The organism is Sphingomonas sp. SDUR79, from assembly GCF_056821745.1.
Window position 1 is genome coordinate 2,890,336 of record NZ_JBPDIN010000001.1, and the last position, 22,390, is coordinate 2,912,725.

Annotated in this window: 21 protein-coding genes; 8 read left to right on the plus strand and 13 right to left on the minus strand. The window is 66.1% G+C overall.

Annotation, left to right across the window (positions count from 1 at the left end; all coding sequences use genetic code 11):
• Window positions 1-190 precede the first annotated feature (190 nt).
• Window positions 191-1,054, minus strand: coding sequence for a hypothetical protein (locus tag ACRYLO_RS14190; RefSeq protein WP_482660755.1), 864 nt, complete (start codon window positions 1,052-1,054; stop codon window positions 191-193).
• Between the two features lie 213 nt (window positions 1,055-1,267).
• Window positions 1,268-2,122, minus strand: a complete 855-nt coding sequence (locus tag ACRYLO_RS14195) for a MipA/OmpV family protein (protein WP_482660756.1) — start codon at window positions 2,120-2,122, stop codon at window positions 1,268-1,270.
• A gap of 121 nt (window positions 2,123-2,243) precedes the next feature.
• Between ACRYLO_RS14195 and ACRYLO_RS14200 the strand changes: the two genes are divergently transcribed.
• A complete protein-coding gene (locus tag ACRYLO_RS14200; protein WP_482660757.1) occupies window positions 2,244-2,612 on the plus strand; it encodes a type II toxin-antitoxin system RelE/ParE family toxin in 369 nt (122 codons plus the stop codon).
• The gene (locus tag ACRYLO_RS14205; RefSeq protein WP_482660758.1) at window positions 2,609-2,932 is read left to right on the plus strand and encodes a helix-turn-helix domain-containing protein; all 324 of its coding nucleotides are present in this window, start codon (window positions 2,609-2,611) and stop codon (window positions 2,930-2,932) included. The genes ACRYLO_RS14200 and ACRYLO_RS14205 overlap by 4 nt, the downstream gene beginning before the upstream one ends.
• A 360-nt stretch (window positions 2,933-3,292) precedes the next feature.
• Here ACRYLO_RS14205 and ACRYLO_RS14210 read toward each other — a convergent pair whose 3' ends face one another.
• Both ACRYLO_RS14210 and ACRYLO_RS14215 read right to left on the minus strand, forming a co-directional pair.
• Entirely contained in the window at window positions 3,293-3,706 is a 414-nt protein-coding gene (locus tag ACRYLO_RS14210; RefSeq protein ID WP_482660759.1) for a DUF2141 domain-containing protein, read from the minus strand.
• Complete coding sequence (locus tag ACRYLO_RS14215; RefSeq protein ID WP_482660760.1) at window positions 3,636-4,427, minus strand: sterol desaturase family protein; 792 nt, start codon at window positions 4,425-4,427, stop codon at window positions 3,636-3,638. The genes ACRYLO_RS14210 and ACRYLO_RS14215 overlap by 71 nt, the downstream gene beginning before the upstream one ends.
• 54 nt (window positions 4,428-4,481) lie before the next feature.
• Between ACRYLO_RS14215 and ACRYLO_RS14220 the strand changes: the two genes are divergently transcribed.
• Genes ACRYLO_RS14220 through egtD form a run of 5 tightly spaced genes read left to right on the plus strand, consistent with a single transcriptional unit; the run spans window position 4,482 to window position 8,615 of the window.
• The gene (locus tag ACRYLO_RS14220) at window positions 4,482-5,495 is read left to right on the plus strand and encodes a glutamyl-Q tRNA(Asp) synthetase (protein ID WP_482660761.1); all 1,014 of its coding nucleotides are present in this window, start codon (window positions 4,482-4,484) and stop codon (window positions 5,493-5,495) included.
• Between the two features lie 9 nt (window positions 5,496-5,504).
• The gene (locus ACRYLO_RS14225; protein WP_482660762.1) at window positions 5,505-5,735 is read left to right on the plus strand and encodes a twin transmembrane helix small protein; all 231 of its coding nucleotides are present in this window, start codon (window positions 5,505-5,507) and stop codon (window positions 5,733-5,735) included.
• An 18-nt stretch (window positions 5,736-5,753) separates the two neighbouring features.
• Window positions 5,754-6,323, plus strand: coding sequence for a cob(I)yrinic acid a,c-diamide adenosyltransferase (locus ACRYLO_RS14230; RefSeq protein ID WP_482660763.1), 570 nt, complete (start codon window positions 5,754-5,756; stop codon window positions 6,321-6,323).
• 55 nt (window positions 6,324-6,378) lie between these two features.
• Window positions 6,379-7,638, plus strand: a complete 1,260-nt coding sequence (gene egtB / locus ACRYLO_RS14235) for an ergothioneine biosynthesis protein EgtB (RefSeq protein ID WP_482660764.1) — start codon at window positions 6,379-6,381, stop codon at window positions 7,636-7,638.
• Entirely contained in the window at window positions 7,638-8,615 is a 978-nt protein-coding gene (egtD, locus tag ACRYLO_RS14240) for an L-histidine N(alpha)-methyltransferase (protein WP_482660765.1), read from the plus strand. Before egtB ends, egtD begins: the two co-directional genes overlap by 1 nt.
• On the opposite strand, the gene ACRYLO_RS14245 is transcribed toward egtD, so the two are convergent.
• On the minus strand, window positions 8,612-9,709 hold the full coding sequence (locus ACRYLO_RS14245; RefSeq protein ID WP_482660766.1) for a GNAT family N-acetyltransferase: 1,098 nt from the start codon (window positions 9,707-9,709) through the stop codon (window positions 8,612-8,614). The two genes, egtD and ACRYLO_RS14245, sit on opposite strands and share 4 nt — an antisense overlap.
• Before the next feature lie 72 nt (window positions 9,710-9,781).
• On the opposite strand from ACRYLO_RS14245, the gene ACRYLO_RS14250 reads away from it, so the two are divergent.
• Window positions 9,782-10,243, plus strand: a complete 462-nt coding sequence (locus tag ACRYLO_RS14250; protein ID WP_294019327.1) for a DUF2721 domain-containing protein — start codon at window positions 9,782-9,784, stop codon at window positions 10,241-10,243.
• Window positions 10,244-10,427: 184 nt separating this feature from the next.
• Here ACRYLO_RS14250 and ACRYLO_RS14255 read toward each other — a convergent pair whose 3' ends face one another.
• The 8 genes from ACRYLO_RS14255 to ACRYLO_RS14290 form a co-directional block, all read right to left on the minus strand.
• Entirely contained in the window at window positions 10,428-11,066 is a 639-nt protein-coding gene (locus ACRYLO_RS14255) for a DsbA family protein (protein WP_482660767.1), read from the minus strand.
• A gap of 162 nt (window positions 11,067-11,228) precedes the next feature.
• Window positions 11,229-11,972: a FadR/GntR family transcriptional regulator gene (locus tag ACRYLO_RS14260; protein ID WP_482660768.1), complete on the minus strand. Its 744-nt coding sequence runs from the start codon at window positions 11,970-11,972 to the stop codon at window positions 11,229-11,231.
• Between the two features lie 86 nt (window positions 11,973-12,058).
• The gene (locus tag ACRYLO_RS14265) at window positions 12,059-14,908 is read right to left on the minus strand and encodes a TonB-dependent receptor (RefSeq protein ID WP_482660769.1); all 2,850 of its coding nucleotides are present in this window, start codon (window positions 14,906-14,908) and stop codon (window positions 12,059-12,061) included.
• Between the two features lie 106 nt (window positions 14,909-15,014).
• The gene (locus ACRYLO_RS14270; protein WP_482660770.1) at window positions 15,015-15,878 is read right to left on the minus strand and encodes a rhamnogalacturonan acetylesterase; all 864 of its coding nucleotides are present in this window, start codon (window positions 15,876-15,878) and stop codon (window positions 15,015-15,017) included.
• A complete protein-coding gene (locus tag ACRYLO_RS14275; RefSeq protein ID WP_482660771.1) occupies window positions 15,875-16,627 on the minus strand; it encodes an SDR family NAD(P)-dependent oxidoreductase in 753 nt (250 codons plus the stop codon). Before ACRYLO_RS14275 ends, ACRYLO_RS14270 begins: the two co-directional genes overlap by 4 nt.
• The gene (locus ACRYLO_RS14280; protein ID WP_482660772.1) at window positions 16,628-17,905 is read right to left on the minus strand and encodes an MFS transporter; all 1,278 of its coding nucleotides are present in this window, start codon (window positions 17,903-17,905) and stop codon (window positions 16,628-16,630) included.
• The gene (locus ACRYLO_RS14285) at window positions 17,902-20,079 is read right to left on the minus strand and encodes an alginate lyase family protein (RefSeq protein ID WP_482660773.1); all 2,178 of its coding nucleotides are present in this window, start codon (window positions 20,077-20,079) and stop codon (window positions 17,902-17,904) included. The genes ACRYLO_RS14280 and ACRYLO_RS14285 overlap by 4 nt, the downstream gene beginning before the upstream one ends.
• Window positions 20,076-22,259 carry a chondroitinase-B domain-containing protein gene (locus ACRYLO_RS14290; RefSeq protein WP_482660774.1) on the minus strand — a complete coding sequence of 728 codons (2,184 nt, stop codon included), beginning with the start codon at window positions 22,257-22,259 and terminating at the stop codon, window positions 20,076-20,078. The genes ACRYLO_RS14285 and ACRYLO_RS14290 overlap by 4 nt, the downstream gene beginning before the upstream one ends.
• Between the last annotated feature and the right edge of the window lie 131 nt (window positions 22,260-22,390).

Sequence of the window (22,390 nt, forward strand, 5' to 3'; positions counted from 1 at the left end):
GGAGGAAACGGGCCATGGATGCGGACCGCTCCCTCCCTACGCCGGTGTCAACCGGATCAGGTTCAGCGGGTCGAAGGCTCCTGCCCTCCTCTCAAGCGCGGATAGGGACCCCATCAAAGATTACTTTGATGGGAACCCAGCGGCGCTCCCCCGGGGATGGGTCGGGTTTAGGCGGGGGGAGCGGGCTTGTCTATCGTTCGGGTGCCGGTGCCTTGCTCGGGAGAATGCGATAGCCGTTCCGTTCGGATCGCAACTCTGCCCATGGCAGGAAGCGGCCGCTGCTGCGCAAGTGCCATTGGCCATCGACCTTTGCGACGCGCACGGTGATTCCGTCGACGACCGTCTGTTCTCCATCGCGGAGGGACAATTCGACAGCGGGCCAGTCGGGAACGCTGGACAGGACGGGCTTGCTCACCCCACGCAGCAAGAGCTGCAGCTGCGAAACCAGCGTCACCTGCTCCGCATCGACTGCGCCGACCCGCAGCTGTCGGGTGAGGGTAACCGCCACGGCATGCGGGCTGTCCGACTGCGCGGTCAGCGGCGTCCATGCCACGGACTGACCGATCGGCTGGATAATGACCGGATTTTCGGGAAGATAGGGCTCGGCCTTGTAGCTGTCGGGCGATCCGTCCTTGTCGCTGTCGAACAGGCAGAGCGAGGGATAAATCGCGCGGCGCGCGTCGACGAAGGGCTTATACATCTCACCCGACGCGCGGGCGATGCAATAGAGCTCCTCGCCGCCAATCTCCCTGACCTCACGGACGAAGACCGTGCCCGCCGCCACATCGCCGTTCAGGGGCTTGCCCAGCCTGAACGACCGGTCGAGCTGCCACGACTCCTGCAGCAGGCCGAGCTGCTCCCAAGCGAGCACGGCATCAACCCTCGCCGGGACATTGGCCTCCACCTGAGCCGTGAGACTGGAGAGCGCCCGGAAATATTTCTTGGAGACAGGGGATTTGGGCCGCGGGCTTGGCGGCAGATCCTTTACCGTGGCGCCCGGCGGCAACTTCAAATGCTTGCGCAGGGCTTCAGGAAGCGGTTCGTCTTGACCCACATAAATCTCTCGCCGCAGAACGGGTGCGTCCTTCGTCGCAGGCGAGTCCTGGGGAACGGCGTGCGCGATGGAGCCCGTGCCGGCGAGCACCAACAAGACCGCCGTCGCCCGTTTTCCGTTCAAAATGAAAGCCCTCCGGATGTTCGGCGAGCGTAGAGGGCTTGCGCACCGCTGTCGAGCAGGTGCGCGGTAAAATCCGGGGTGGCCGGCGCGTCAGAAGGTCAGCGCCAGCCCTGCCCCCGCGGTCCACTGGTGACGCGATCCGGCGATGGCGACGAGCGGGCTGTCGGCGACGTCGCCGACCAGTTTCTTGTAGGTGCCGCCCGCGACCAGGGCGAGGCCCTTGGTCAGATTGCCGGTGATCGCATGGGTGAACATGCCACCAAAGCTGATGTCCTTCTGCCCACCCTGCGGCGTGTAGGCGGGAAGGCCGCTGAGCACGCTGCCCGCCGGGGTGACGCCGAAATAGGTGCGGGCGTAGCGGTCGCCGACAATCTCTGCACTGGCGAACATCGTCACCAGCGCCTTGGTGCTGAGCGGGGTGGTGTAATTGACCGACGGGGTCCACACGCCGCTGCGGTGGATGCGTGTCACGTCGTGGCGGTAGCTGAGGCTGACCGACAGCGTATCGAACTCGTGGATGATCCCGGTCTTGGCGATGCCGCCATAGCCGCCGACCTCGACCGCAGTGTCGATCTCGCCCAGCGCGCGCACGCGGGGGTCGGCGATCGCGTCGCGATTGGTACGGTTCAAGTTGATGACCGCGACCGGGCCGAGCTGAAGATTCCAGTCCTTGCCCGCGACATCGGGGATGAGGTCGAGGCTGGCGCGGTTGCCGAGCACGGTAAAGCTCATCCCCGCGACGGTGCCGTTGGCGGCGGGCGCCGGGATCCAGCGATTGTCGTCCGACCCTTCATAATCAGGCAGCCACACGCCGCCGGCGGCGACCGTCAGGCGCGCGCGGCCCTCTTGCGCGGCTTCGGCCTGCTCGGGCGTCGGGGCATCGTCCTGCGCGAGCGCGGGGGTGGCGATTGTGGCAGCGAGGAGCGCGGAGACGAGGAGACGCATACGAGAAATTCCCTGAACCTGTTTCAGGGGCGCAACGCTGCACTGCGGAATTGGATGCATGGCGGACATGGAGGTCGTGGGCGATGCTTGAACAGCGTAGCACTCAGTGCTACATAAATTCATGGCTGATCCGCCACCCGGCCCGCGCGCATTCAAGACAGCCTGGTTCGCCCGGGCGGCGCGAAAGGCGAAGATCGCGGATGCCGCTCTGGCCCGAGCAATCGCGCAGGCGATAGCAGGTCAGGCCGACGATCTGGGCGGCGGCGTGTACAAAAAGCGCCTGTCGAACAACCAGTATCGGTCGATCCTGCTGGCTCGCGGTGGGGCGCGCTGGGTCTATGTTTATCTGTTCGCCAAACAGAACCAGGCGAATATCGACGAGGCGGAATTGAGGGCCTTTCGCCAGCTTGCGGCGCTCTATGGCGCAAAGAGCGATGCGGAGATTGACGCCGAGCTCGCCGCCGGAGAATTGAAGGAGATCGAGACATGACCGCCAAGCGCAAGTTCAAAAGCGATGCGTTCGAGGCGATCCATAGCGCGGTGGCCGGGATGCACCGCGCCGGGACGATCGACAAGGCGACGATGCGCGAATTCGACGCGGCGTGCCTGTCGGCGGTGCCGAATTATGCCCCGGCGGATATCCAGCGACTGCGCGAGGCGAACAAGGTCAGCCAGCCGGTCTTTGCCCGCTACCTGAACACCAGCGAGTCTACGGTCGAGAAATGGGAGAGCGGTGCGAAGCGGCCCAGCGGAATGGCGCTGAAGCTACTGGCGGTCGTCGAGAAGTACGGGTTGCAGGTGCTGGGGTGAATGCATGGATCGATGGGCTTCCTGTTCTCCACAGCCTTTACAGTGAAGAAAACAATTTCTTTTCAAATATATAGGCCCGCCAACCCTACTCATTTCAGGTTCTTTACATCCACCCCTCTTGATCAAGAAATTTAGAAGTGGGACAAAGTCCGAAGGACTGACGCCATCGATCCGATCACTTTTGTCTCTGCGGAGGACCGTGATGAATCGATGGCAGGCCGTTACCGAAGTTGTGAAGGCACTAGAGCGCGCAGATCGACCAGCCTTTGCACTTGTGGCGTGGCTGGCAGCGCTCGTTATTCCCTCAATCGGGTTAGTCGGTACGGCGCTGCTGTTGTTGCGATGAGGCGGCTTAACCGCTCAGAGCATATACTTCATCTTCACCTGCTGCTTCGCCCCATCGAGCGGGAAGCACGCTGCCTTGAACTTGGGCGGGCCAAAGGTGATCGTGGGGTTGCGGCTGAAGCCGAAGCCTTCCTTGGGGATGCCCATCATCGTGTCGAGTTTCTTGTTGCTGTTCGCGTCGTGGATCACCGCGACGGCGTAGGTGGCGGTCGCCAGCCCCTCGAACCGGGTCGCGGGATGCGCCGCCGAAATCGTGCGCGAGATCGCGCGGGGGTCGTCCTTGCAATCGGGGAAGCTGTCGGGCCGCGCGGTCAGGCAGATCTGCAGCACGCCCTTGGCATTGCGCAGATTGGTGACTTCAAGGTCGAAGCTGGCCACCGGCGAGGCCGCCGGGAGGAACAGCAGCGCTGCGGGCAGCAGCGCGCGCATGTGCTTTTTCGAAATCGCCAATCCCCCGGTCGGTGCCGCACAGCCGGTCCCAGAAGCGGAAATAGAGACCATAGTTGCACCCATATTGCTCATGATGCCGCTGATGATGGCTCGCGGTGATCAACCACGCTCCAAGTGGCCCCCGCCACATCACCCGCGGAAACACTTCCCACCCCATGTGATTGGTCACACCCATAACGGTCATGATTCCCAAGACCAAGCCCAATGCGCCAACGTGAATGGGAATTGCGAAGACCAGTGACGGAATCACCACGGCGCCGGTCAGCGCCTCGATCGGGTGAAAGCTCATTGCCGCCCATGCGGTTGGCGGGCGGCTTTCATGATGGACGGCGTGCGCGATGCGGAATGGCCGGGGGCGGTGCATCCAGCGATGCGTCCAGTAGAACCAGGTGTCGTGCGCGAAGAGGTAGAGGAATATCGACAGCGGCAGATACCAGAGCGGGTACGCAGACACGTCGGTATAGATCCGCGTCCAGCCCAGATTCTGCCAGCCCCAGGCGACCACGCCAGCGGGGATGCCATAGATGGCGGCGCTGGCGAGGCTCCAGAATAGCTCGCGCCGCATCTGGCGGTCGAGCCCGGCATAAAGGCCAGGATGCCGGACGCGCGTTGCCCAGGCGAAAGCGCCCGAGACGATCAGATAGCGCACTCCGACGATCAGCGTCATCGCAAGTGCCGACAAGAGGATGGCGAGCCACATGCGCCCGCTCTACATGAAAGCGGTGTCCGCCAACAAACGGAGAAACCCGTAATTTTGTCGCCATCTGCAATCGTCACCCGCTTCGCGCCGAGCCCGACCGGGCGGCTGCATATGGGCCATGCCTTTTCGGCGATCGCGGCGCATGATTTCGCGCGGGCGCGGGGTGGACGCTTCCTGCTGCGGATCGAGGATATCGACGGGACGCGCAGCCGGGCCGAGCATGTCGATGCGATTCTGGCGGACCTGAGCTGGCTGGGGCTGGAATGGGATGGCGATGTGCTGTTCCAGTCGACGCGGCTGGACGCGTATCAGGCGGCGCTGGACGATTTGCGCAACCGGGGCCTGATCTATCCGTGTTTCTGCACCCGCGCCGATATCGCCGCGAGCGCGAGTGCGCCGCATGGGCCGGAGGGGTTGGTGTATCCGGGGACGTGCCGGGGGCTGGCGGCGGCGGATTTGTCGCGGCCGCATTGCTGGCGGTTGGATGTGGGGACGGCGCTGGCGTCGATTCCTCCCCTGAGCTCGCTCAGGGGAGGGGGACCGCCGCGAAGCGGGGGTGGAGGGGCGGCGGTCAAAGACCGCCGGGAACAGCTCGGCAAAATTCCGCCCTCTGCGGGGCGGCCCCTCCACCAGCCTGCGGCTGGTCCCCCTCCCCCAGCAAGCTGGGGGAGGAATGGGTTGTGGTTCACCGACTCGCGGTTCGGCACCATTCTCGCCGACCCCGCCGCGCATGGCGATGTCGTGCTGGCGCGCAAGGATGCGCCGGCGTCCTATCATCTGGCCGTCACCATCGACGATGCCGCGCAGGGGGTCACCGATGTGGTGCGCGGCGAGGATCTGTTGGCGGCGACGCATGTCCATCGGCTGTTGCAGGCATTGCTCGGCCTGCCGGTGCCGCGTTACCATCACCACCAGCTGCTGACCGGGCCGGACGGGGAGCGGCTGGCGAAGCGGCATGGGGCGCCGACATTGGCCGCGCTGCGCGAAAATGGCTTGGATGGCAAGGCGTTGGCCGATGCCTTGCGGCAGGGCGAGGTTCCGGTTGGAATCGGCGCAGCGAAGCACTAGATTGGTGCCATGCAGCTTTTCCTGGTCCTCCTGCTCGTCGCCGCAATGCTGGCCACCCTCTTCGCCCTGATCAAGGGGATCGTCGCGTTTCTGCGCACGACCGAAGCGGATCTTAAATCGGGCGACGGGCCGAGCGCGTCGGCACTGAAATCGAACAAGGCGATGCAGCAGCGCATTCTGTTTCAGTTCGGCGCAATCCTTATCGTTGCGCTTCTGCTATGGATGGCGAGCGGCAAGTAAGCGGGACCGCCCCGCCCGATGGTCAAGCTCAACAAGATTTACACGCGCACCGGCGATGACGGCACCACGGGGCTGGTCGATGGATCGCGCATCGCCAAGCATGACGCGCGGCTGGCGGCGATGGGCGATGTCGATGAGGCGAACAGCGCCATCGGCGTAGCGATTGCCGCAATCGGGTCGGGGCATCCCGCGCCGCTGCTGGAAACGGTGCAGAACGACCTGTTCGATTTGGGCGCGGACCTGGCCACTCCGGGCGAGGATTTCACGCCGGGCGAGATGACGCTGCGCATCGTGCCGGCACAGGTCGCGCGGCTGGAGGCGGCGATCGATGCCGCCAATGCCGCGCTGCCGCCGCTCACCAGTTTCATCTTGCCGGGCGGATCGGCGGCGGCGGCGGCAATCCATCTGGCGCGCGCCATCGTGCGCCGGGCCGAGCGCAGCGCGACTGCGGCCGCCATCGCCATGCCGATCAATCCGCAGGCGGTGATCTACCTCAACCGCCTGTCGGACCTGTTGTTCGTGCTGGCGCGCGAAATGAACCAAAATGCGGGTGGCGACGTTTTGTGGAAGCCGGGGGCGCATCGCTGATCTTGGGCTGAGCTGAGGATTTGACGCTCGTCGCACTTCGCGTTAGGAGAACGAAATGCGAACGAAGGCGATGCCCGCCGCGTGCTGCACAACGCTAGAAGCGCGGTTTCGCGCGGTCCGTGCGTTATCTGCCGATCTGGTTATGCCGCTGTCCGATGCCGATGCGAGCGTGCAGTCGATGGACGATGCATCGCCCGCCAAATGGCATCTGGCGCATACGACGTGGTTTTTCGAAACCTTCGTGTTGCGCGATTTCGTATCCGACTATCGCCTGCACGACGACCGTTTCCCGTTCCTGTTCAACAGCTATTACGAGGCCGAGGGGCAGCGCCATGCGCGGTCGCGGCGGGGCATGGTGACGCGACCGACGCTGGCCGAGGTGCTCGATTATCGCGCGGCGGTGGATGCGGCGCTGGTCGCGGCGCTGCCCGACCTGCCCGCGGCGGCGTTGGCGCTGGTGGCGCTGGGGTGTCACCATGAGGAGCAGCATCAGGAATTGCTACTGACCGACATTCTGCACCTGTTTTCGTGCAACCCGGTCGAGCCGGCGATGTGGCCGGGCGAGCGCAAGATTCCGGTCGAAATGCCGGGGCCGCTGCGCTGGATCGAAGGTCCGGACGGCATTGCCGAGATCGGCGCGCAGGGCGACGGCTTTGCGTTCGATTGCGAGGGGCCGCGGCATCGCGTGCTGCTGCACCCGCATGCAATTGCCGACCGCACCGTGACCAATGGCGAATGGGCGGCGTTCATCGCCGATGGCGGCTATCGCGACCCGCGCCACTGGCTGTCCGATGGCTGGGCCTGGGTGAAGGCGCAGGGGATCGATGCGCCGCTTTATTGGGAGCAGCGCGACGGCGGATGGACGCGGTTCGGGCTCGACGGGCGGCGGCCGATCGACCCCGCCGCGCCGGTGACTCATGTCAGCTTTTTCGAGGCCGATGCCTATGCCAGCTGGGCCGGCGCGCGGCTGCCGACCGAGGCGGAATGGGAGGTTGCGGCGAGTGGGCATGACCCGGCGGGCGGCAACCAGCTCGACCGCGCCGGGCCGGTCGAACCGCGCCCTGCCCCAGCCGGCCCAGCGTTCTTCGGCGATGTGTGGGAATGGACCGGCAGCGCGTACCGCCCCTATCCCGGCTTTGCCACCGCGCAGGGGGCGGTCGGCGAGTATAATGGCAAGTTCATGAGCGGGCAGTTCGTGCTGCGCGGCGGGAGCTGCGCGACGCCGCGCGGCCATGCGCGGGCGAGCTACCGCAACTTCTTTTATCCGCACCAGCGCTGGCAATTCACCGGCGTGCGACTGGCGAAGGATCTGTAATGCTCAAGCAGGAAATCGAGGATGGTCAGGCGGGCCTGGCCGACCCGGCGTTTCGCGCCGATGTGCTGAATGGCCTGGCCGCCCGGCCTCGGGCGATCCCGGCGCGCTGGTTCTATGACCGGCGCGGGTCGGAGCTGTTCGAGGAGATCACGCGCCTGCCCGAATATTATCCGACGCGGACGGAGACTGCGCTGCTCGAGCGGGTGTGCCCGGAGGTGGCGCGCGCGACCGGGACCGGCGGCGCGGTGATCGAATTCGGGTCGGGATCGTCGGTCAAGACCCCGGTGCTGCTGCGCGCGGTGCGGCCGGCGGCCTATGTGCCGATCGACATTTCCGGTGACTTCCTGCGCGATTCGGCGCGGGAGATCGCCGCACAGTTCCCGGTCATGGCAGTCGAGCCGGTCGAGGGCGATTTTCTGAAGCCGCTGAAGCTGCCCGCCGGGATTGGCGGGCTGACTCGGCTGGGATTCTTCCCCGGATCGACGATCGGGAACATGGCGCCGGTCGCGGCGGTTGACCTGTTGCGGACGATGCGCAGCTCGCTGGGCGAGGGATCGGCGTTGCTGATCGGGATCGACCGGATCAAGGACCCGGCGGTGCTGGTCCCGGCCTATGACGATGCGGCCGGGGTGACGGCGGCGTTCAATTTGAACCTGCTCGAGCGGATCAATGCCGAGCTTTCGGGGACGATTCCGGTCGATGCGTTCGTGCATGTGGCCCGGTGGAACGACGATCGCGCGCGGATCGAGATGCATCTGGAAGCGATGCGCGCAGTGGCGTTCGAGGTCGACGGGCGCGGCTTTGCCATGGCGGCGGGCGAGACGATCCATACCGAGAACAGCCATAAATATGGCGACCGCGATGCGCGGTTACTGCTCGCGGCGGGCGGTTGGACGGTGACGCAGGCGTGGACGGACAATGCCGGGCTGTTCGGGCTGTACCTCGCTGAAGCGCGCGCGGTGGAGACGGCGCCCTAGGGCTGGCGGTTCCCGCTCGCGCGCCAACGCCCGCGCAGCAGCCGCGCCGCGAGCGCGGGAGCGCCGGGGCGGACGAACAGCCAGTCGCGGATCGCGGGGCCGGCATCGGCACCGATCACGCGCTTGTAGCCGCTGTCGCCTGCGCCCCAATCGACCATGGTGATGCCGTCCTCAATCGCGCGGACGAGGTTGCGGTAATAGAGCAGCTTCCCCGGCGAATGCTTGGCGACGCGCGGGTCGTAGCTGTTGGCGATGGCATATTTGAGCGACCCGGCGTTGAGGTCGAACGAGAAGGCGGTGGGCGCGCCATCAATGCGCAGCACCGCGGCCCAGAGCATATCGGCGATCACCGGGTCCTGTGCCGCCGCGCGCCAGAAGGCGCCATGGCCGGTATCGGTAAACTTGGCATCGCGGCCATCGGTGCGGTCGGCAATCCAGCTTTTGCGCTCGATATCGGCGAGGTCGTCGAACGCCTGCGCGCTCCAGCCCGCGCCGGACACGAAGCTCCAATCGGGTTCGCCATGTTCGGCGAGATGTTTTTCGTGGAAGCGATTCTTGCGCAGCGTCGAGTTGCGCGGCCAGGTGCCTTCGGCCTGCAAGGCGGCCATGTCGAGCAGGAAGCTTTCGGCGACGAAGCGGTCCAGCGCGACCCAGCCGCGCGTTGCGGCGGCGGCGCGCAGCCCCTCCAGCGCGGGGTCGCCGTCATACACCGGGCCGATGCGCAGCGCATTGGCGTGGCGGGCGAGCAGGTCGAGCGCGACCTCGAACGCTTCGGTCCCGGCATCCTGCGCGACCGGGACGCTGCGGAATGGCCAGTAGCAGCCGGGCACCTGCGCGATCCGCAGCGGCGCGGGGCCGGTGGCGACCAGCGGCACGGCGAGCACCGGTACGCCTTCGCGCGCGACCGTTAGCGTGCGCGCTTCGCCGCCATAGGCATGGAGCGCGGCGGCGAACCAGCCATAGCGCAGGAAGCGATGCGTCGGCGCGGCGGATGCGGCGACGGTGTCGATCGCGCTCGCCAGCCCGTCGCCGATGCTGGCAGTCAGCAGCGGGGGCAGGCGCGTGAAGTCGGCGAGCGGCATCGGCTTCGTCATGCGCGGGGGTCTAGCGCGAAGTCGTTACGAATGGGTTGGCGGTGGCGGGTTAGCACCATAAGCTCCAAACCCATGCAGGCACCCATGATCTCCACCGTCGCCGCGACGATCCAGATTTCGATCGCGCCCGTGTTCTTGCTGGCGGGCATCGCCGGCATCTTGAACGTGCTGGTCGGGCGGATGGCGCGGGTGGTGGATCGCGCGCGCAAGCTGGAGCAGCTGCACCCGGTATCGACCGGCGCGGAGCATGAACGGCAGGTGTGGGAGCTGCGCCTGATCGACCGGCGGCTGTCGATCATCAACACGTCGATCTGGCTGTGCGTGGCGAGTGCGATCGCGATCTGTCTGGTCGTCGCGCTGCTGTTCGGGGCGGAGATCGTCCATCTCGACATCGGCGTGATCGTCGCGGCGGCGTTCATCGCGTCGATGCTGTTGCTGACCGCCGGGTTGGTTGCGTTTCTGTTCGAAGTGCGCCTGTCGGTGCAGGCGGTGCATGTGCGCGAGGAATTGCTGGAGCGCGACCGGGCGGGGTGAGCGGGCCGTCAATTCCTCCCCCAGCGCGCTGGGGGAGGTGGCAGCGCGCAGCGCTGACGGAGGGGCCGCCCTCGCAGAGGGCGGAGTTTTGCCGAGATGTGTTCGGCCGTCTGCGCGGCCGCCCCTCCACCACCCGCTACGCGGGCGGTCCCCCTCCCCTGCTGCGCAGGGGAGGAATGGGTGGTCATCTCCGCTCGCGTGCCTGTGCCACCGCGCGCTTGAGCGTGGGCAGGTCGACCAGACCGGGGACGAGATAGGGGCCGACCATCATGCCCGGCGTCCCCGACAGGCCAAGCGTGCGGGCATGGCCGTTGGTGCGCGCGAGCAGGGCGTCGATCTCTGCCCTGCGCTTGACCTGATCGCGTTGCAGGCGCGTCCAGTCCACTCCAGCAGCGACGGCGGCGGCGCGAATCTTGGCCTCGTCGATCCGGCCCGATTGGGCGATCAGCGCGCGGTGGAACGGCAGATGCCGGTTCTGAAAGCTGGCGGCGATCGCGGCGCGCGCGGCGGCGCCGGAGCCGCCGCCAAGGATCGGCCAGTCGCGATAGACCACGCGCACCTTGGCATCGCTTGCCATCAGCGCGTCGAGCGTCGGACTGAACCGGCGGCAATAACCGCATTGATAGTCCGAGAAGACGACGATGGTGACGTCATAGCCGCGCGGCGCGACGGTCGGCGCAAGCGGATCGTTGCGGATCTTCTCACGGATCGCTTCGGCCGCATCGCGGCGACGGGTGTCACCGGATTCGGAGACGCCCTCATCCTGGGCAGCGCTGGAGAGCGGGAGGGCGAGCGCGAGGGCGGCGAGAAAAAGGGCTTTCATTTGTTTGCACTAACGTCGGATTGTCACAGGTTGAAGCGTCTGCGTCGTTCTCGCTCACCGTCGCACCGGACATGATCCGGGATCCCGCTTCTTCGACCGGTCAAGGCAGCCTGACCCCGGGTCAAGCCCGGGGTGACGAGGGGTTAAGAGCCACGCCGCGGGTCAGCGCAGCCGCGCGGTCATCAGGAAGCGTTCGCGGCTCTGCGCGGCCTTGCGGCGCAATTCGCTGATCTCGCGCTCTTCGGTCGCATCCAGCATCGCTTCGAGCAGGCGGTTGAAATGCTGGCGCATCGCGATGCGCGCGGCACCCGGATCGCCGACACGCAGCGCATCGACGATCGCGGCATGTTCGCGTTGACGGGTGCGGCCATCATGCTGGCACACGCTGGCATAGGTGGTGCGCACTTCGGGCATTTCGGTGCGCATGCGCCACAGCTGCTGGATGACATGGATCACCGCCTGATTGCCCGAGGCCGAGGCGATCAGCAGGTGAAATTCCTGATCCGCCGCGGTCGAGGCGGCGTCGTCGCTGTCGTCGCGGCCCATGATTTCGAGCAGTTCATCGAGCCGCGCGAGCATTTCCGGCGTGACGGTCGATGCGGCGAGCGCCGCCGCCTCACTCTCGAACAGCGAGCGTGCTTCGGTCAGTTCGAACGCGCTGACTTGCGGCGGCGCGTCGGTCGGCGCGGGTTTGCCGTCGGTGACATAGACGCCGGAGCCGGTCTTGATGACGATGCGGCCGATCGCCTGCAGCGCGATCTCCGCCTCACGGATCGTGACGCGGCTGACGCCGAAACGCTCGGCGAGTTCGCGCTCACCGGGCAAGCGGGTGCCGGGAGGGAACACGCCCTGATCGATCAGCGCGGTGATCTGATCGGCGATCCCCTGGTATAGCCGGTCAGCCATTGCGCTCCTCACCAATTCGCATGGCCCGATCCTTATTGCCTTCGCACCAAAGCGCAAGCAGAGACCGGGCCAAGCGAACCGTCCAACTACAGCCGGAAGCGCGCGCCGAGGAAATAGCGCGGTCCGTAATAGTGATATTGCCGGATGCTGCCGGGAACCGGCATGTCGGTCACCTTGGGCTCGTCGGTGATGTTGGTCGCCTCGGCCCGCAGCGAGATATTGCGGTTGACGTTGTACGAGACGCGCAGGTCAACCGTCTGATTGTCGCGGACATAGCGGTTCTGCGAATTGCCGCCGACGAAATCCTGATAATATTGCGAGCGGTAGTTGTAGATGCCCTGGATCGAGAAGCCACCGATCTCGTAGTAGAGCTGGGCCGACAGGACGTGCTTGGAATAGCCGTTGAGCGACGCGGGCGGGATGATGCCCGGCGTGATCGTCCCGGTGACCGGGTCGAGCGTATCGCCCAGTTGGGTGTCGGGCGTTTCGAAATTGGTGTCGGCGAAATTGTAGCTCAGCTTGCCGCCGAAACCGTCGAGCGGCTTGGGCAGCCAGGAGAAGCGGTTGGCCACCGTGACCTCGACACCCCATAGCTGGCTCTTGTCCGGGCTGTTGATGGTCCGGATCACCGGAACGCTGACCGTCTGGCCGTCGATCACAAAGTCTTCGTCGGTGACGAAGGGCATGAAGCCGCCGCCGAACTCCTTGAAATAGATCGTCGCGGCAAAGATCGAGTCGCGATTGGGGTAATATTCAAGGGCGATGTCGCCGTTCCACGACATCAGCGGCTTGAGCCCCGGGCTGCCCGTCGCGCGGATTTCGTTGATCGCGTCTTCGATCGACGTGCCGTTGGCATCGAGGCTGAAGTTGCGACCGGACCCCAGCGCACTCGGCGCCGGGCGCGACATCGCGCGATAGGCGGCGGCCCGCAGCAAGAGGCGGTTCGGTTGCAGCTCAAAGATCGCGTTGATGCTGGGCAAGACGCGCGTGGTTTCGCTCGTCTCGGTCAGCGACTGATAGCTCCCCGTAATCGGAACGAGCGTGACGGTGCCGTCGCCATTGTCGCGCAGATCATACTCGCTCCGCAGGCCGATCGACGTCACGCGGGTGTTGACGACGCGGACGCCGATATTGCCGCGGATCGGGGTGCCGCCCAGCTCCGACTGATATTCCGCCATGACATAGCCGGCCAGCGTGCGTTCGGTCACGTCGCGGTTGAGCGGCGAACGCAGGTCGGCGGGCAGGCCCGGATCCTCCGACCCGGCATATTCGCGCATCAGGCAGATCGGGTCGAACGTCGCCCAGCTGGTGATCGTGTTGCCTTGCGCCGCGTCGAGGAAACCGGTCTGCGGGAATTGCGTCCGGCACAGCTGGTTGATGCGGCGATCCTCGGACATCGCCGGGTTCAGGTTGAGTTCGTTGCGGACGTCATAGTCGGCGAAGGTCTGTTCGGCCCAGCGCGCGCCGACCTTGACGCTGCTGAGGAAGCCGTCGAGCCGATAGGTGCCGTCGGCGCGGAAGCCCCAAATCTCATTCTGGCGGCGCGATTCGTCGCGGCGGGTGCGGGCGTCATCCCAGAATAGGTCGTGATTGGTGATGTCGAAGCGCGGATCGATCGTGATGGTCGGCGCGAAATTGCCCGGCAGCAGTTCGTAGCGATAGGGAATGCGCTGGTTGTTCACCGCTGTCCGCACGCCATTGACGGCGAACGCATCGGTGCGCAGGCGAACCTGGCGTTCGATCTCGGTTCGGATCGTGCGCGAATAGGCTCCGTCGAGGTTGAGGGTAAAGCGGTCGCCGAAATCGAGGCGCAGATTGGCGCCGACGCCGAGATATTCTTCGGACCGTTCCAGATTGCTGGCGGTCGATTCGAACGAGCTCGACCCGTCGAAGCTGCGCAGCACATGATTGTCGTCGAACACGACATTGGTCAGGCTGCGGCGCATTTCGGAGATGTTGAAGTCGCGGCGGTTCTCGACGAACTTCCGGTCCGAATATTGCGCGTCGACATTGAGTTCGACGCGGTCCGAAAACGCCCACTGCACCGCGCCGAAGATCGCGTCGCGGCGATCGACTTCGCTGATCTGGCGCCAGGCGATCGAGTTGGGGACGAGGTAGAAGGGTGTGCCGGCAGCGACCTGAGGCTGAGTCACTTCCTGGCAGTTGTTGTTGATGACGGTGACGTTGCCGTTGCACGCGACCCAGGTCGAGCTGCCCGCCATGGTTTCTTCGGGATTGTTGGTGCTGTTACGCTGAGCACCCAGCGCGATGCCGACCTCGCCCAGTCCGCCGAGCTTGAACTGATCGACATAGGAGAGAGTGCCGCGCCAGCCCCAGGCGGACGATCCGGTGATCTTGTCCTGATAGGGGCTGTAATTCGCCTTGATCTCACCCTGCACGCGCATCTTGCCGAAATCGAGCGGGCGCAGCGTGCCGATGTCGATCGTGCCGGCGACGCCGCCTTCGACCAGATCGGCCTGTTGCGACTTATAGATCTTGATGTTGTTGACCAGTTCCGAGGGGAACTGGTTGAAATTGACCGAACGGTCGCCCGATCCGTTGGTCGCCTCGCGCCCGTTGAAGGTCGAGTTGCTGAGGAAGGGGCCGAGGCCGCGCAGTGCGATTTCGGACGCGTCGCCCTTTTCGCGGTGCGTGGTCGCGCCGGTAATCGTCTGGATCGCCTGACCCACCGACAAAGCGGGGAGGTCGCCGATCTCGTCGGTCGACAGTGCATCGACGATCGCGGTTTCGCGCTTCTTGACGTCGATCGAGCTGCGCAGCGTTTCGCGGATGCCGGTGACGACGACCTCGTCCTCGGCCGTGGTGTCGGCGTCCTGCGCCAGCGCGGGCGCTGCGACGAGCAGCGGGAGCGCGGCTCCGGCCAGCAGAATGTTGCGAAGTGCGCGCGGCGCGCGTGCCTGATCGAGCATGGCCATCAGCCCTCTCCCCTGAGTTTATCTTATGATCGCAGTGGTCGCCGGTCAGGGCGATTCTGTCAACCTGTTATTTAGTCCTATTTTCGTAATTGGTCCTACCAGTTGGTCAGGGCACCAATTGCGACGCCAGCGCCGGGACCGCACGGGCCAGGTCGTCCGCCATCAATCGCGCGAACACCCCAGCCCCGGTTTCGCCGAGATGCGTGTAGTCGAACTTGCGTGTGTGCTGGCCGCGCGCGCCGCCGGGGCGGGTCGGCAGATCGGGTTCGCGCGCGTCCTCGGTAGAACGCTGCTTGAGCGTGGTGCCGGCCTTGGCGGCGGCGCGCTCCTCGGCGGTGGGGTCGGCCTGAGCGAGTGCCATCGAGTCTTCGGCCCCCAGCTTCTGCACCACGGCTGCGCTGCGGCGGTTGAGGTCGACCAAGGGCGTCTTGGTCGCGGCGGCGACCTTGCGCACCTCCTCGGACCATTCGTCCAGAGTGTTGTCGAGCTTGCCGTCCTTGAACACGCGGCGGGTCAGCGGGGTGACGAGCACGGGGATTGCGCCCGCCGCGCGGACCTCCTCGACCATCTTGGTCAGGTTCGCCGGGAATTCGGTGGTGCGATCGGTCCAGCGCTCCGAGGCGCTCGACTGGTCGTTATGGCCGAACTGGATCAGGACATAGGTGGCGCGGTAGCCGGGTACCTTGGCCTCGGCCAGCGCGATGTCCCAGCCGCCTTCCTGGCGGTAGCTGCGGGTCGAGCGGCCGCCGCGCCCGGCATTGAGGCAGGCGACCGAGGATTTGACGTGGCGCGCGCAGAACATCGACGCCCAGCCGCTCGCCACCGCCATGGTCGAATCGCCGACCAGCACGATCTTGTACGGCTGAAGCGGTGGCGCGTCGGTGCGCTCCTTGGTCTGCGCGTGCGCAGCGGCGGGAAGGAGCGCGAGCGCCGTGGCGACCAGGGCGGCGGTGGCGAGCGTGCGGGTCATGAGAAGGCGAGTCCCCCGTTGATGTCCATGTTGAGCCCGGTGAGGAACGAAGCCTCGTCCGACGCGAGGAAGGCGACCGCCGCCGCGACCTCATCCGGGTGACCCTCGCGGCGCAGCGGGGTGTTGCCGGCGACTGCGGCGCGCCCCTCGGGCTTGGAGAAGATGTCGTGGAAGCTGGTGCCGATCAGGCCGGGGCACAGCGCGTTGACGCGGATGCCCTGCGGGCCCAGCTCCTTCGCCCAGCCGCGCGTCAGTGTGGTCAGCGCCCCCTTTGACGCGGCATAGATGCTCGCGCCCGGCCCGCCACCGTCGCGCGCGGCGAGCGAGGACAGGTTGACGATCGCCGACCCCTTGGCGAGGTGCGGGAGCGCAGCCTTGGTGACGAGGAAGGCGGACTTGAAATTCAGGTCCATGACCGTGTCGAAGAACGCTTCGTCCATGTCGGCCAGCGTCTTGCGCGCGACCATGCCGCCCGCGCAGTTGACCAGCACGTCGATCGTGCCGCCGCCGAAGTCGGCCGCTGCGGCGATCAGGCCGGCGACTTCATCGGACTTGGTCACGTCGGCGCGGTGGAGCAAAGCGGTGCCGCCTGCAGCCTGAACCGCCGCCAGCGTGTCCTGCGCCGCGGCTTCGTCGCTGCGATAGTTGATGACGACCTTTGCGCCCTCTGCCGCCAGCCGCAGCGAGATCGAGCGGCCGATGTCGCGACCACCGCCGGTGACGATGGCGAGCTTGTTGTTGAAACGCATTTATGCCCCTTGGTCTTGAGTGTCGGATTGGACGGGCTGGATGCGCCCGCCGATGAAGATGCAGATCAGCGACAGCGGCACGAGCGCGGCGCCGAGGATGAAGATCGGTGCGAAGCTGACCTTGGTCATCGCCGGGACGAGCCAGGTGGTGATCAGCGTGCCGGCGACTGCAGCGGTGCCGCTGATCCCGGCGAGCGAGCCGACTGCGCCGCCGCCGAACCAGTCGGACGGCAAAGTCTGGATGTTGTTGATCGCGACCTGGAAGCCGAACAGGATCGCGGCGATCAGCAGCACGGCATAGAGCGGCGTGGCGGCAGTCGCGGTGAGCAGCAAGGCGGGGAGCATGATGATGCAGCCCAATGCGATCACGCTCTTGCGCGCCTTGTCGGTGCTCCAGCCGCGCCGGATCAGCTTGCCCGACAGCCAGCCGCCCGACAGCGATCCCGCCATCGCGCCGACGAAGGGCACCCAGGCGAACATGCCGATCTGCTTCACGTCAAAGCCGAAGCTTTCGTTGAGGTAGATCGGCAACCACGAGACGAACAGCCACCAGATCGGATCGAGGAAGAAGCGGCCCGACATCACCGCCCATGCCTGACGATGGCGCAGCAGCTGGCCCATTGAGGGGGCGTAACCCGCCGCCTTTGGTCCGCCTGCCGCCTCATTCGCGCCGAGGATATGTTCGCGCTCGGCCTTGCTCAGCCAAGGGTGCGCGTCGGGGTCGGACTTGTAGACCCAGATCCAGGGCAGCAGCCACAGGAAGCCGAACACGCCGACGATCACGAAAGTCGTGCGCCAGCCGACAAAGCCGAACAGGATCGCGATCAACGGCGCCGAGACGATTGCGCCCAGCGAGGCACCGGCGTTGAAAATCCCCTGTGCAAAGGCGCGTTCGGAGCGTGGGAACCAGGTCGCGTTGGCCTTGGCCGCACCGGGCCAGTTGCCTGCCTCACTCACCCCGAGCGCGGCGCGCAGCACGCCGAGCACCAGCATCGAACGCACGAGGCTGTGCGCGGCGATCGAGATCGACCAGACCACGATCGAAATGGCAAAGCCCATGCGGGTGCCGACCACGTCGAAAATTTTGCCGAAGATCGATTGGCCGAGCGCGTAGAAGACCATGAAGATGGTCACCAGCAGCGCGTAATCTTCCTTGTCGGCGCCGATGTCCTTGGCGACTTCGGGCCACATCACCGCGAGCGCGTTGCGGTCGATGTAATTGATGACCGTCGCGATCGCGATCAGGCCGATGATCCACCAGCGGAACCCGGATTTCATTTGCTCTCTCCGTCGAAGCGCCCGACCGGGCCGCTCCAGTCGAGCTTGCGCCCGTTCACGGTGACGCTGTGCGCCTTGCCCGCAGTGGTATCGGCGGCGATGGCGATCAGGATCGTCTTGCCGCCGGTCAGGGTGATCGTGGCGACGCGCGCGCCGGCACTTTCGGTGAGGGTGAGGCCGGCCACGCCGCTGCGGCTGCCGGTCGTGGTCTCGGTCGCGGCGTCGTAGCGGCCATGGGGTTCGAGCAGGCTGAGGAACGCGGCGTCCCCTGCCCCGCTCAGCCGCTGGATCAGCACCGGTTCGCGGCGCAGGTTGAAGCGCGGGTCGTTCGCGCCGCTTTCGGCGACGATCAACTGCGCGCCCGGCGTAGCCATGCGGTAGCTGTAGAAACGGCCCTGGTTGATCCAGGTGACGCGGCCTTGTCCGTTTGCGAGCGGCCCGGTCGCGTCGACCCAGAGGTGCTGATAGCCATTGGCCGTGCCCAGCACCGGTCGCGTCGCGACGTTCGACGCGAGCTTGACGTCGGTATCGATGATGTGACCGGCAAAGTGCAGCGGCAGGTCATAGGTCGCCTTGCCCGCATTCTTCACCGTCATCAGGTCGAGGACGAGCGGGGCGTTCTTGCCCATATCGACCTGCACCAGCGCGCGGCGGAAGGTGATGCCGGGATAGGCGCCCGCCATCTCGCCGATGCTGAAGCGCAGCGGGCCTTCGCCAACGAATGCCAGCTGGGTCGGCGCGATCTCTTCGGCAGGCTTCAGCTGGGCGTCGAAATGGCTGGTTTCGTTGACCACCAGCGTGTTGTGCGCGACGGTCTGCTTCGCCCAGCTTTCGTTTTCGGGGAGGTAGCGGCCACCCTCCTTCGCCTCGATATTGAGGAAGCGGGCGGCACCATAGTCGGTCACGACCGCTTGGCCATTGTCGTAGAGCAACCAGTTCAGCTTGTCGAAATGGCCATGGCCCATGCCCTGGGCGGTGTTCTTGGCGACCACGACCTGAGCATTTTCCTGCGGGCCGGAGCGCAGGATGGCGAGCGCGCCGTCCTTGCCCTGTGGCCCGTCGCGCAGCAGGGTCGAGGCGAAGGCGAACGGCTTTGCCTTGCCGCTCGCGATGTCGCGCGCGACCGCGAAGCCCTCGGGAGAGAGCGCGACCTTGTTCTGCCACTTTGCGATGTCGAGCAGCCCCGCGTCGCCGGTCGCGGCATAGCCGATGGCGACGCCCTGATAGAGCTCCTCGGTCCTGAGGCTCTTGTCGGGCATCGCGTCGTTGATCGGGAAGAAATAGCCGCCATAGCTGGTCTGGATCGCGGTGCGGATCGCCTTCAAGACGATGCCGTCGCGGTAGGCGAAGATCTTGCGGCCCGGCTCGTTTGCTTCGATCGCCTGTGCGAACACGACGAAGGGCTGAAGGGCGTAGCGCTGATAATAGGGGCCCTCGGCATAATAGCCGTCGGGGGAGAAGAGCAGGTCGAGCTGGCGCAGAAAGCCGACCTTGCCGCTGCGGTCGCTGCCCTTCAGCGCCTGTTCGACCAGTACGGGGTCGCGCAGGACATAGCCCGCCATGCCGACCCCGGCATTGGCCCAGGTGGAGTGGTTGTGGATGCGATCGAAGGTCCGCGCTTCGCTGGTCAGGAACGCGGCCATGCGGCGGAACACCTGTTCGTCGATCGTCTTGCGTTCGGCGGGGGTCAGGTCGGCGCGGACGGCGTCATAGCCCTGGATCGCGTGGACCAGCCAGACGCTGTCGTTCAGGCTCTGCCAGAACAGTCGCCCGGGCACCTGATCCGATGCGGCAGGATGGTTGGCCAGCGTGGGATAGAGTTTGGCATAAGCGAGCAGCAGGTCGCGGACATAGTCGGCATATTTGCGCTCACCGGTCAGGCGGTAGAGCGCGCCCGCCTGCTGGATCAGCTTGTAATTCGCCTTGTGCCGCTCGTGCGTCGGGCCGCCGCCGCGATCGTTGGGGGTCGGCACATCGATCCCGGCGCGGATGCCGGCATCGACCGATTTGCGCGCGGCGGCGAGTTCGCGGGCGAACAGCGGGGCGCTCTGCGCTCCAGCGGCCATGGTGCGCCAGGCGTCGAGGCTGGTGAGCACCGGCGCGGTCGCGGCATCCTGCGCGAAGGCGGGCGCGGCGCCGGCGAGCAGCAGTGCGGCGAGCGTGGTGCGGATCATCGCAGCGCCTCCATCTGATTGTCGGCAAGGACGATGTCGGGTGTCCCCTGCGGATACAGGCGGGTGATCGCCGGTTCGGGCGTCGCGGCGAAGACATTGGCGGTGATGCGCACCACCGGCGCGCCGACGCTGTTGGCGATGGCGATACCGTTGGCGCGGTCGAAGCGGTTGCCGGTGATCGCGACAGTCTGGACGCCCGAGAGGCGCACCGCGCCGCCACCGGTGACGCGGTTGCCGGTCATCGCGAACCACGGGCCGAAGGTGCTTTCATCGGTGCCGAGCCGCGCGACATCGGCGATCGTCGCGACATCGGTGAAGTCGTTGTCGGCAATCGTAATCCGCTCGGCGCTGTAGAGGCCCTTGCTGCCGGTTTCGGCGGCGGCGGCGACGACTGCGCCCGACACCTCCGCGAAGGTCGAGCGGCGGATTGCGATGTCCTCGGCGAACGTGCCGGGGGTGGTGGCGATCACGTCACCCGCGTCGCGCACCGCGACGTCGGACAAGCTTACGCGATAGTTCAAAATGCTCACCGACTGCGGCGCGCGGATGAGGGCAGCGCGCTCCGCAGTCGGTGAGGCAGCGGCGCCGGAGAGGGTGACGCCGCTGAGGTGAAGGCTGCCGCCGGGGGTCAGCTGAAACAGGGTCGGTGACGCGCTTTCGAGGATCGCGGCGCGTGGACCGGTGACGGTCAGGCTGTGGCCAACGGGAATCGGCGTGGTCACGCGATGGGTGCCGGGAGCGACGCGGATCGTGTCGCCGGGGCCGGACTGTGCGACTGCCTGCGCCAGCGCGCCCGGCGCTGCGTCGAGCGTGCGGCCAGTCGTGGCGGGTGCGTCCTTGGGATACCAGGCCGGGCCGGCATCCTCGCGCTTGAGCATGACGAGGTCGCGGGGGGCGCCGACTGACGCCAGCGCGGGGTCGGCGGGATAGAGCAGGCCGTTGGCGGCGCGGACCAGCTTGATGTCGCTCTGGGCAAAGCCGGTCAGCCCCTTGGGCGGCGGGCCGGACTGGACATTGCCCGCCATCGCGATGCCCGCTGCGTCGCCCTCGACCCGGACGATGTCCTTGGCCGAGGCGGTGTAGATCAGGTTGCGGTCGAAACGGCTCGACACCGGCGGGGCGCTGCGTTCGGCGTCCGCCCCTGCGCCGAAGGTAATGCGCGCGGCATCGACGATCGTATTGCGCTCGATCACCGCATTGGCGACCTGATGATAGCGATTGACCGCCGAGTCCGGCACGCCGTTCATCACCGCGATCGCGCTGAGGAATGAGGTGCCGGTGACGTTCTCGAGATAATTGTGGCGCACGATCTGATCGCGGTTGATCACGCGGATGCCCCCGGTCGACGCCTTGCCGCGGCCGAGGAAGATGTTGCGCTCGACCAGATTGCCGTTGCCGTGCCGCAGCACGATCGCGCCCTGCGATTCGACCACCATGTTGCCGCGAATGACGTTGCCGCCGGATTTGACCGAGACGATCTCGACCTCGCCATCGCAGCCTTCGAACCAGTTGTTTTCCACGACCGAGCGCGAATCGCTGAGCGATTCATCGCTGGTGCCGATGCGGATCGTCTCGCCGCCGTTCGAGCCGAGCGGCGGGCGCGGGCCGAAGAAATTATGGTCGATGCGCGCGCGGTTCTCGCCCGGCTGGCCCTTGGGACGGATCACCGCGAGGGTGACGCCCCCATTGCCCTTGCCCGCAAACCAGCTGTGATCGACGCGGTTGTCGGTACCATAGATCGCGACCCAATGATCCTCGGCGCGGCGATCGGGGTTGGTGAAGCGATCGACCACGATGCCGGTGAGGCGGGTGTGCGATGCGGGCGTCTTCGAATCGCGGCGAAACGCGATCAGCTCCTTGGTCGGGGAGTATCCGTCGCGGAAGACGAGGTTGGAGACGACGAGATGCTCGCCGCCGATGCGCAGGTTCGACTGGCCCGACAGGATCACCCCGCCGGGCGTCTGGGCGGTCAGCGTGATCGGCTTGTCGGCGGTGCCGCGTCCGGTGAAGACGATCTGGAAATCGCGCCACACGCCATCGCGCAGGATGATGCGGTCGCCGGGCTTCGCTTTCTTGACCGCAGCGGCATAGGCGGCGGGATCGGCGACGAGATGGTCGGCGGCGACAGCGGGCAGCGGGGCCGCCACAACCGTACAGGCAATGAGCGCCGCAAACCGCATCCCGATCCCCTCAATTATTCTCTATACCCATTGGACTAACCAATTGGTCGGAACACTTCAAGGGGTCTTCATACCATTTCGCCGCAATGGTTTGGTTCAGCAACGCTCAAACGGTTGCGGCACCGGCCCGC

What these genes read in the sequence shown, in the direction of transcription:
- ACRYLO_RS14195 (WP_482660756.1), bottom strand. Translation starts at nt 2,122, where the DNA reads ATGCGTCTCCTCGTCTCCGCGCTCCTCGCTGCCACAATCGCCACCCCC.
- ACRYLO_RS14200 (WP_482660757.1), top strand. Translation starts at nt 2,244, where the DNA reads ATGGCTGATCCGCCACCCGGCCCGCGCGCATTCAAGACAGCCTGGTTC.
- ACRYLO_RS14205 (WP_482660758.1), top strand. Translation starts at nt 2,609, where the DNA reads ATGACCGCCAAGCGCAAGTTCAAAAGCGATGCGTTCGAGGCGATCCAT.
- ACRYLO_RS14210 (WP_482660759.1), bottom strand. Translation starts at nt 3,706, where the DNA reads ATGCGCGCGCTGCTGCCCGCAGCGCTGCTGTTCCTCCCGGCGGCCTCG.
- ACRYLO_RS14215 (WP_482660760.1), bottom strand. Translation starts at nt 4,427, where the DNA reads ATGTGGCTCGCCATCCTCTTGTCGGCACTTGCGATGACGCTGATCGTC.
- ACRYLO_RS14225 (WP_482660762.1), top strand. Translation starts at nt 5,505, where the DNA reads ATGCAGCTTTTCCTGGTCCTCCTGCTCGTCGCCGCAATGCTGGCCACC.
- ACRYLO_RS14230 (WP_482660763.1), top strand. Translation starts at nt 5,754, where the DNA reads ATGGTCAAGCTCAACAAGATTTACACGCGCACCGGCGATGACGGCACC.
- egtB (WP_482660764.1), top strand. Translation starts at nt 6,379, where the DNA reads ATGCGAACGAAGGCGATGCCCGCCGCGTGCTGCACAACGCTAGAAGCG.
- egtD (WP_482660765.1), top strand. Translation starts at nt 7,638, where the DNA reads ATGCTCAAGCAGGAAATCGAGGATGGTCAGGCGGGCCTGGCCGACCCG.
- ACRYLO_RS14245 (WP_482660766.1), bottom strand. Translation starts at nt 9,709, where the DNA reads ATGACGAAGCCGATGCCGCTCGCCGACTTCACGCGCCTGCCCCCGCTG.
- ACRYLO_RS14250 (WP_294019327.1), top strand. Translation starts at nt 9,782, where the DNA reads ATGCAGGCACCCATGATCTCCACCGTCGCCGCGACGATCCAGATTTCG.
- ACRYLO_RS14255 (WP_482660767.1), bottom strand. Translation starts at nt 11,066, where the DNA reads ATGAAAGCCCTTTTTCTCGCCGCCCTCGCGCTCGCCCTCCCGCTCTCC.
- ACRYLO_RS14260 (WP_482660768.1), bottom strand. Translation starts at nt 11,972, where the DNA reads ATGGCTGACCGGCTATACCAGGGGATCGCCGATCAGATCACCGCGCTG.
- ACRYLO_RS14265 (WP_482660769.1), bottom strand. Translation starts at nt 14,908, where the DNA reads ATGGCCATGCTCGATCAGGCACGCGCGCCGCGCGCACTTCGCAACATT.
- ACRYLO_RS14270 (WP_482660770.1), bottom strand. Translation starts at nt 15,878, where the DNA reads ATGACCCGCACGCTCGCCACCGCCGCCCTGGTCGCCACGGCGCTCGCG.
- ACRYLO_RS14275 (WP_482660771.1), bottom strand. Translation starts at nt 16,627, where the DNA reads ATGCGTTTCAACAACAAGCTCGCCATCGTCACCGGCGGTGGTCGCGAC.
- ACRYLO_RS14280 (WP_482660772.1), bottom strand. Translation starts at nt 17,905, where the DNA reads ATGAAATCCGGGTTCCGCTGGTGGATCATCGGCCTGATCGCGATCGCG.
- ACRYLO_RS14285 (WP_482660773.1), bottom strand. Translation starts at nt 20,079, where the DNA reads ATGATCCGCACCACGCTCGCCGCACTGCTGCTCGCCGGCGCCGCGCCC.
- ACRYLO_RS14290 (WP_482660774.1), bottom strand. Translation starts at nt 22,259, where the DNA reads ATGCGGTTTGCGGCGCTCATTGCCTGTACGGTTGTGGCGGCCCCGCTG.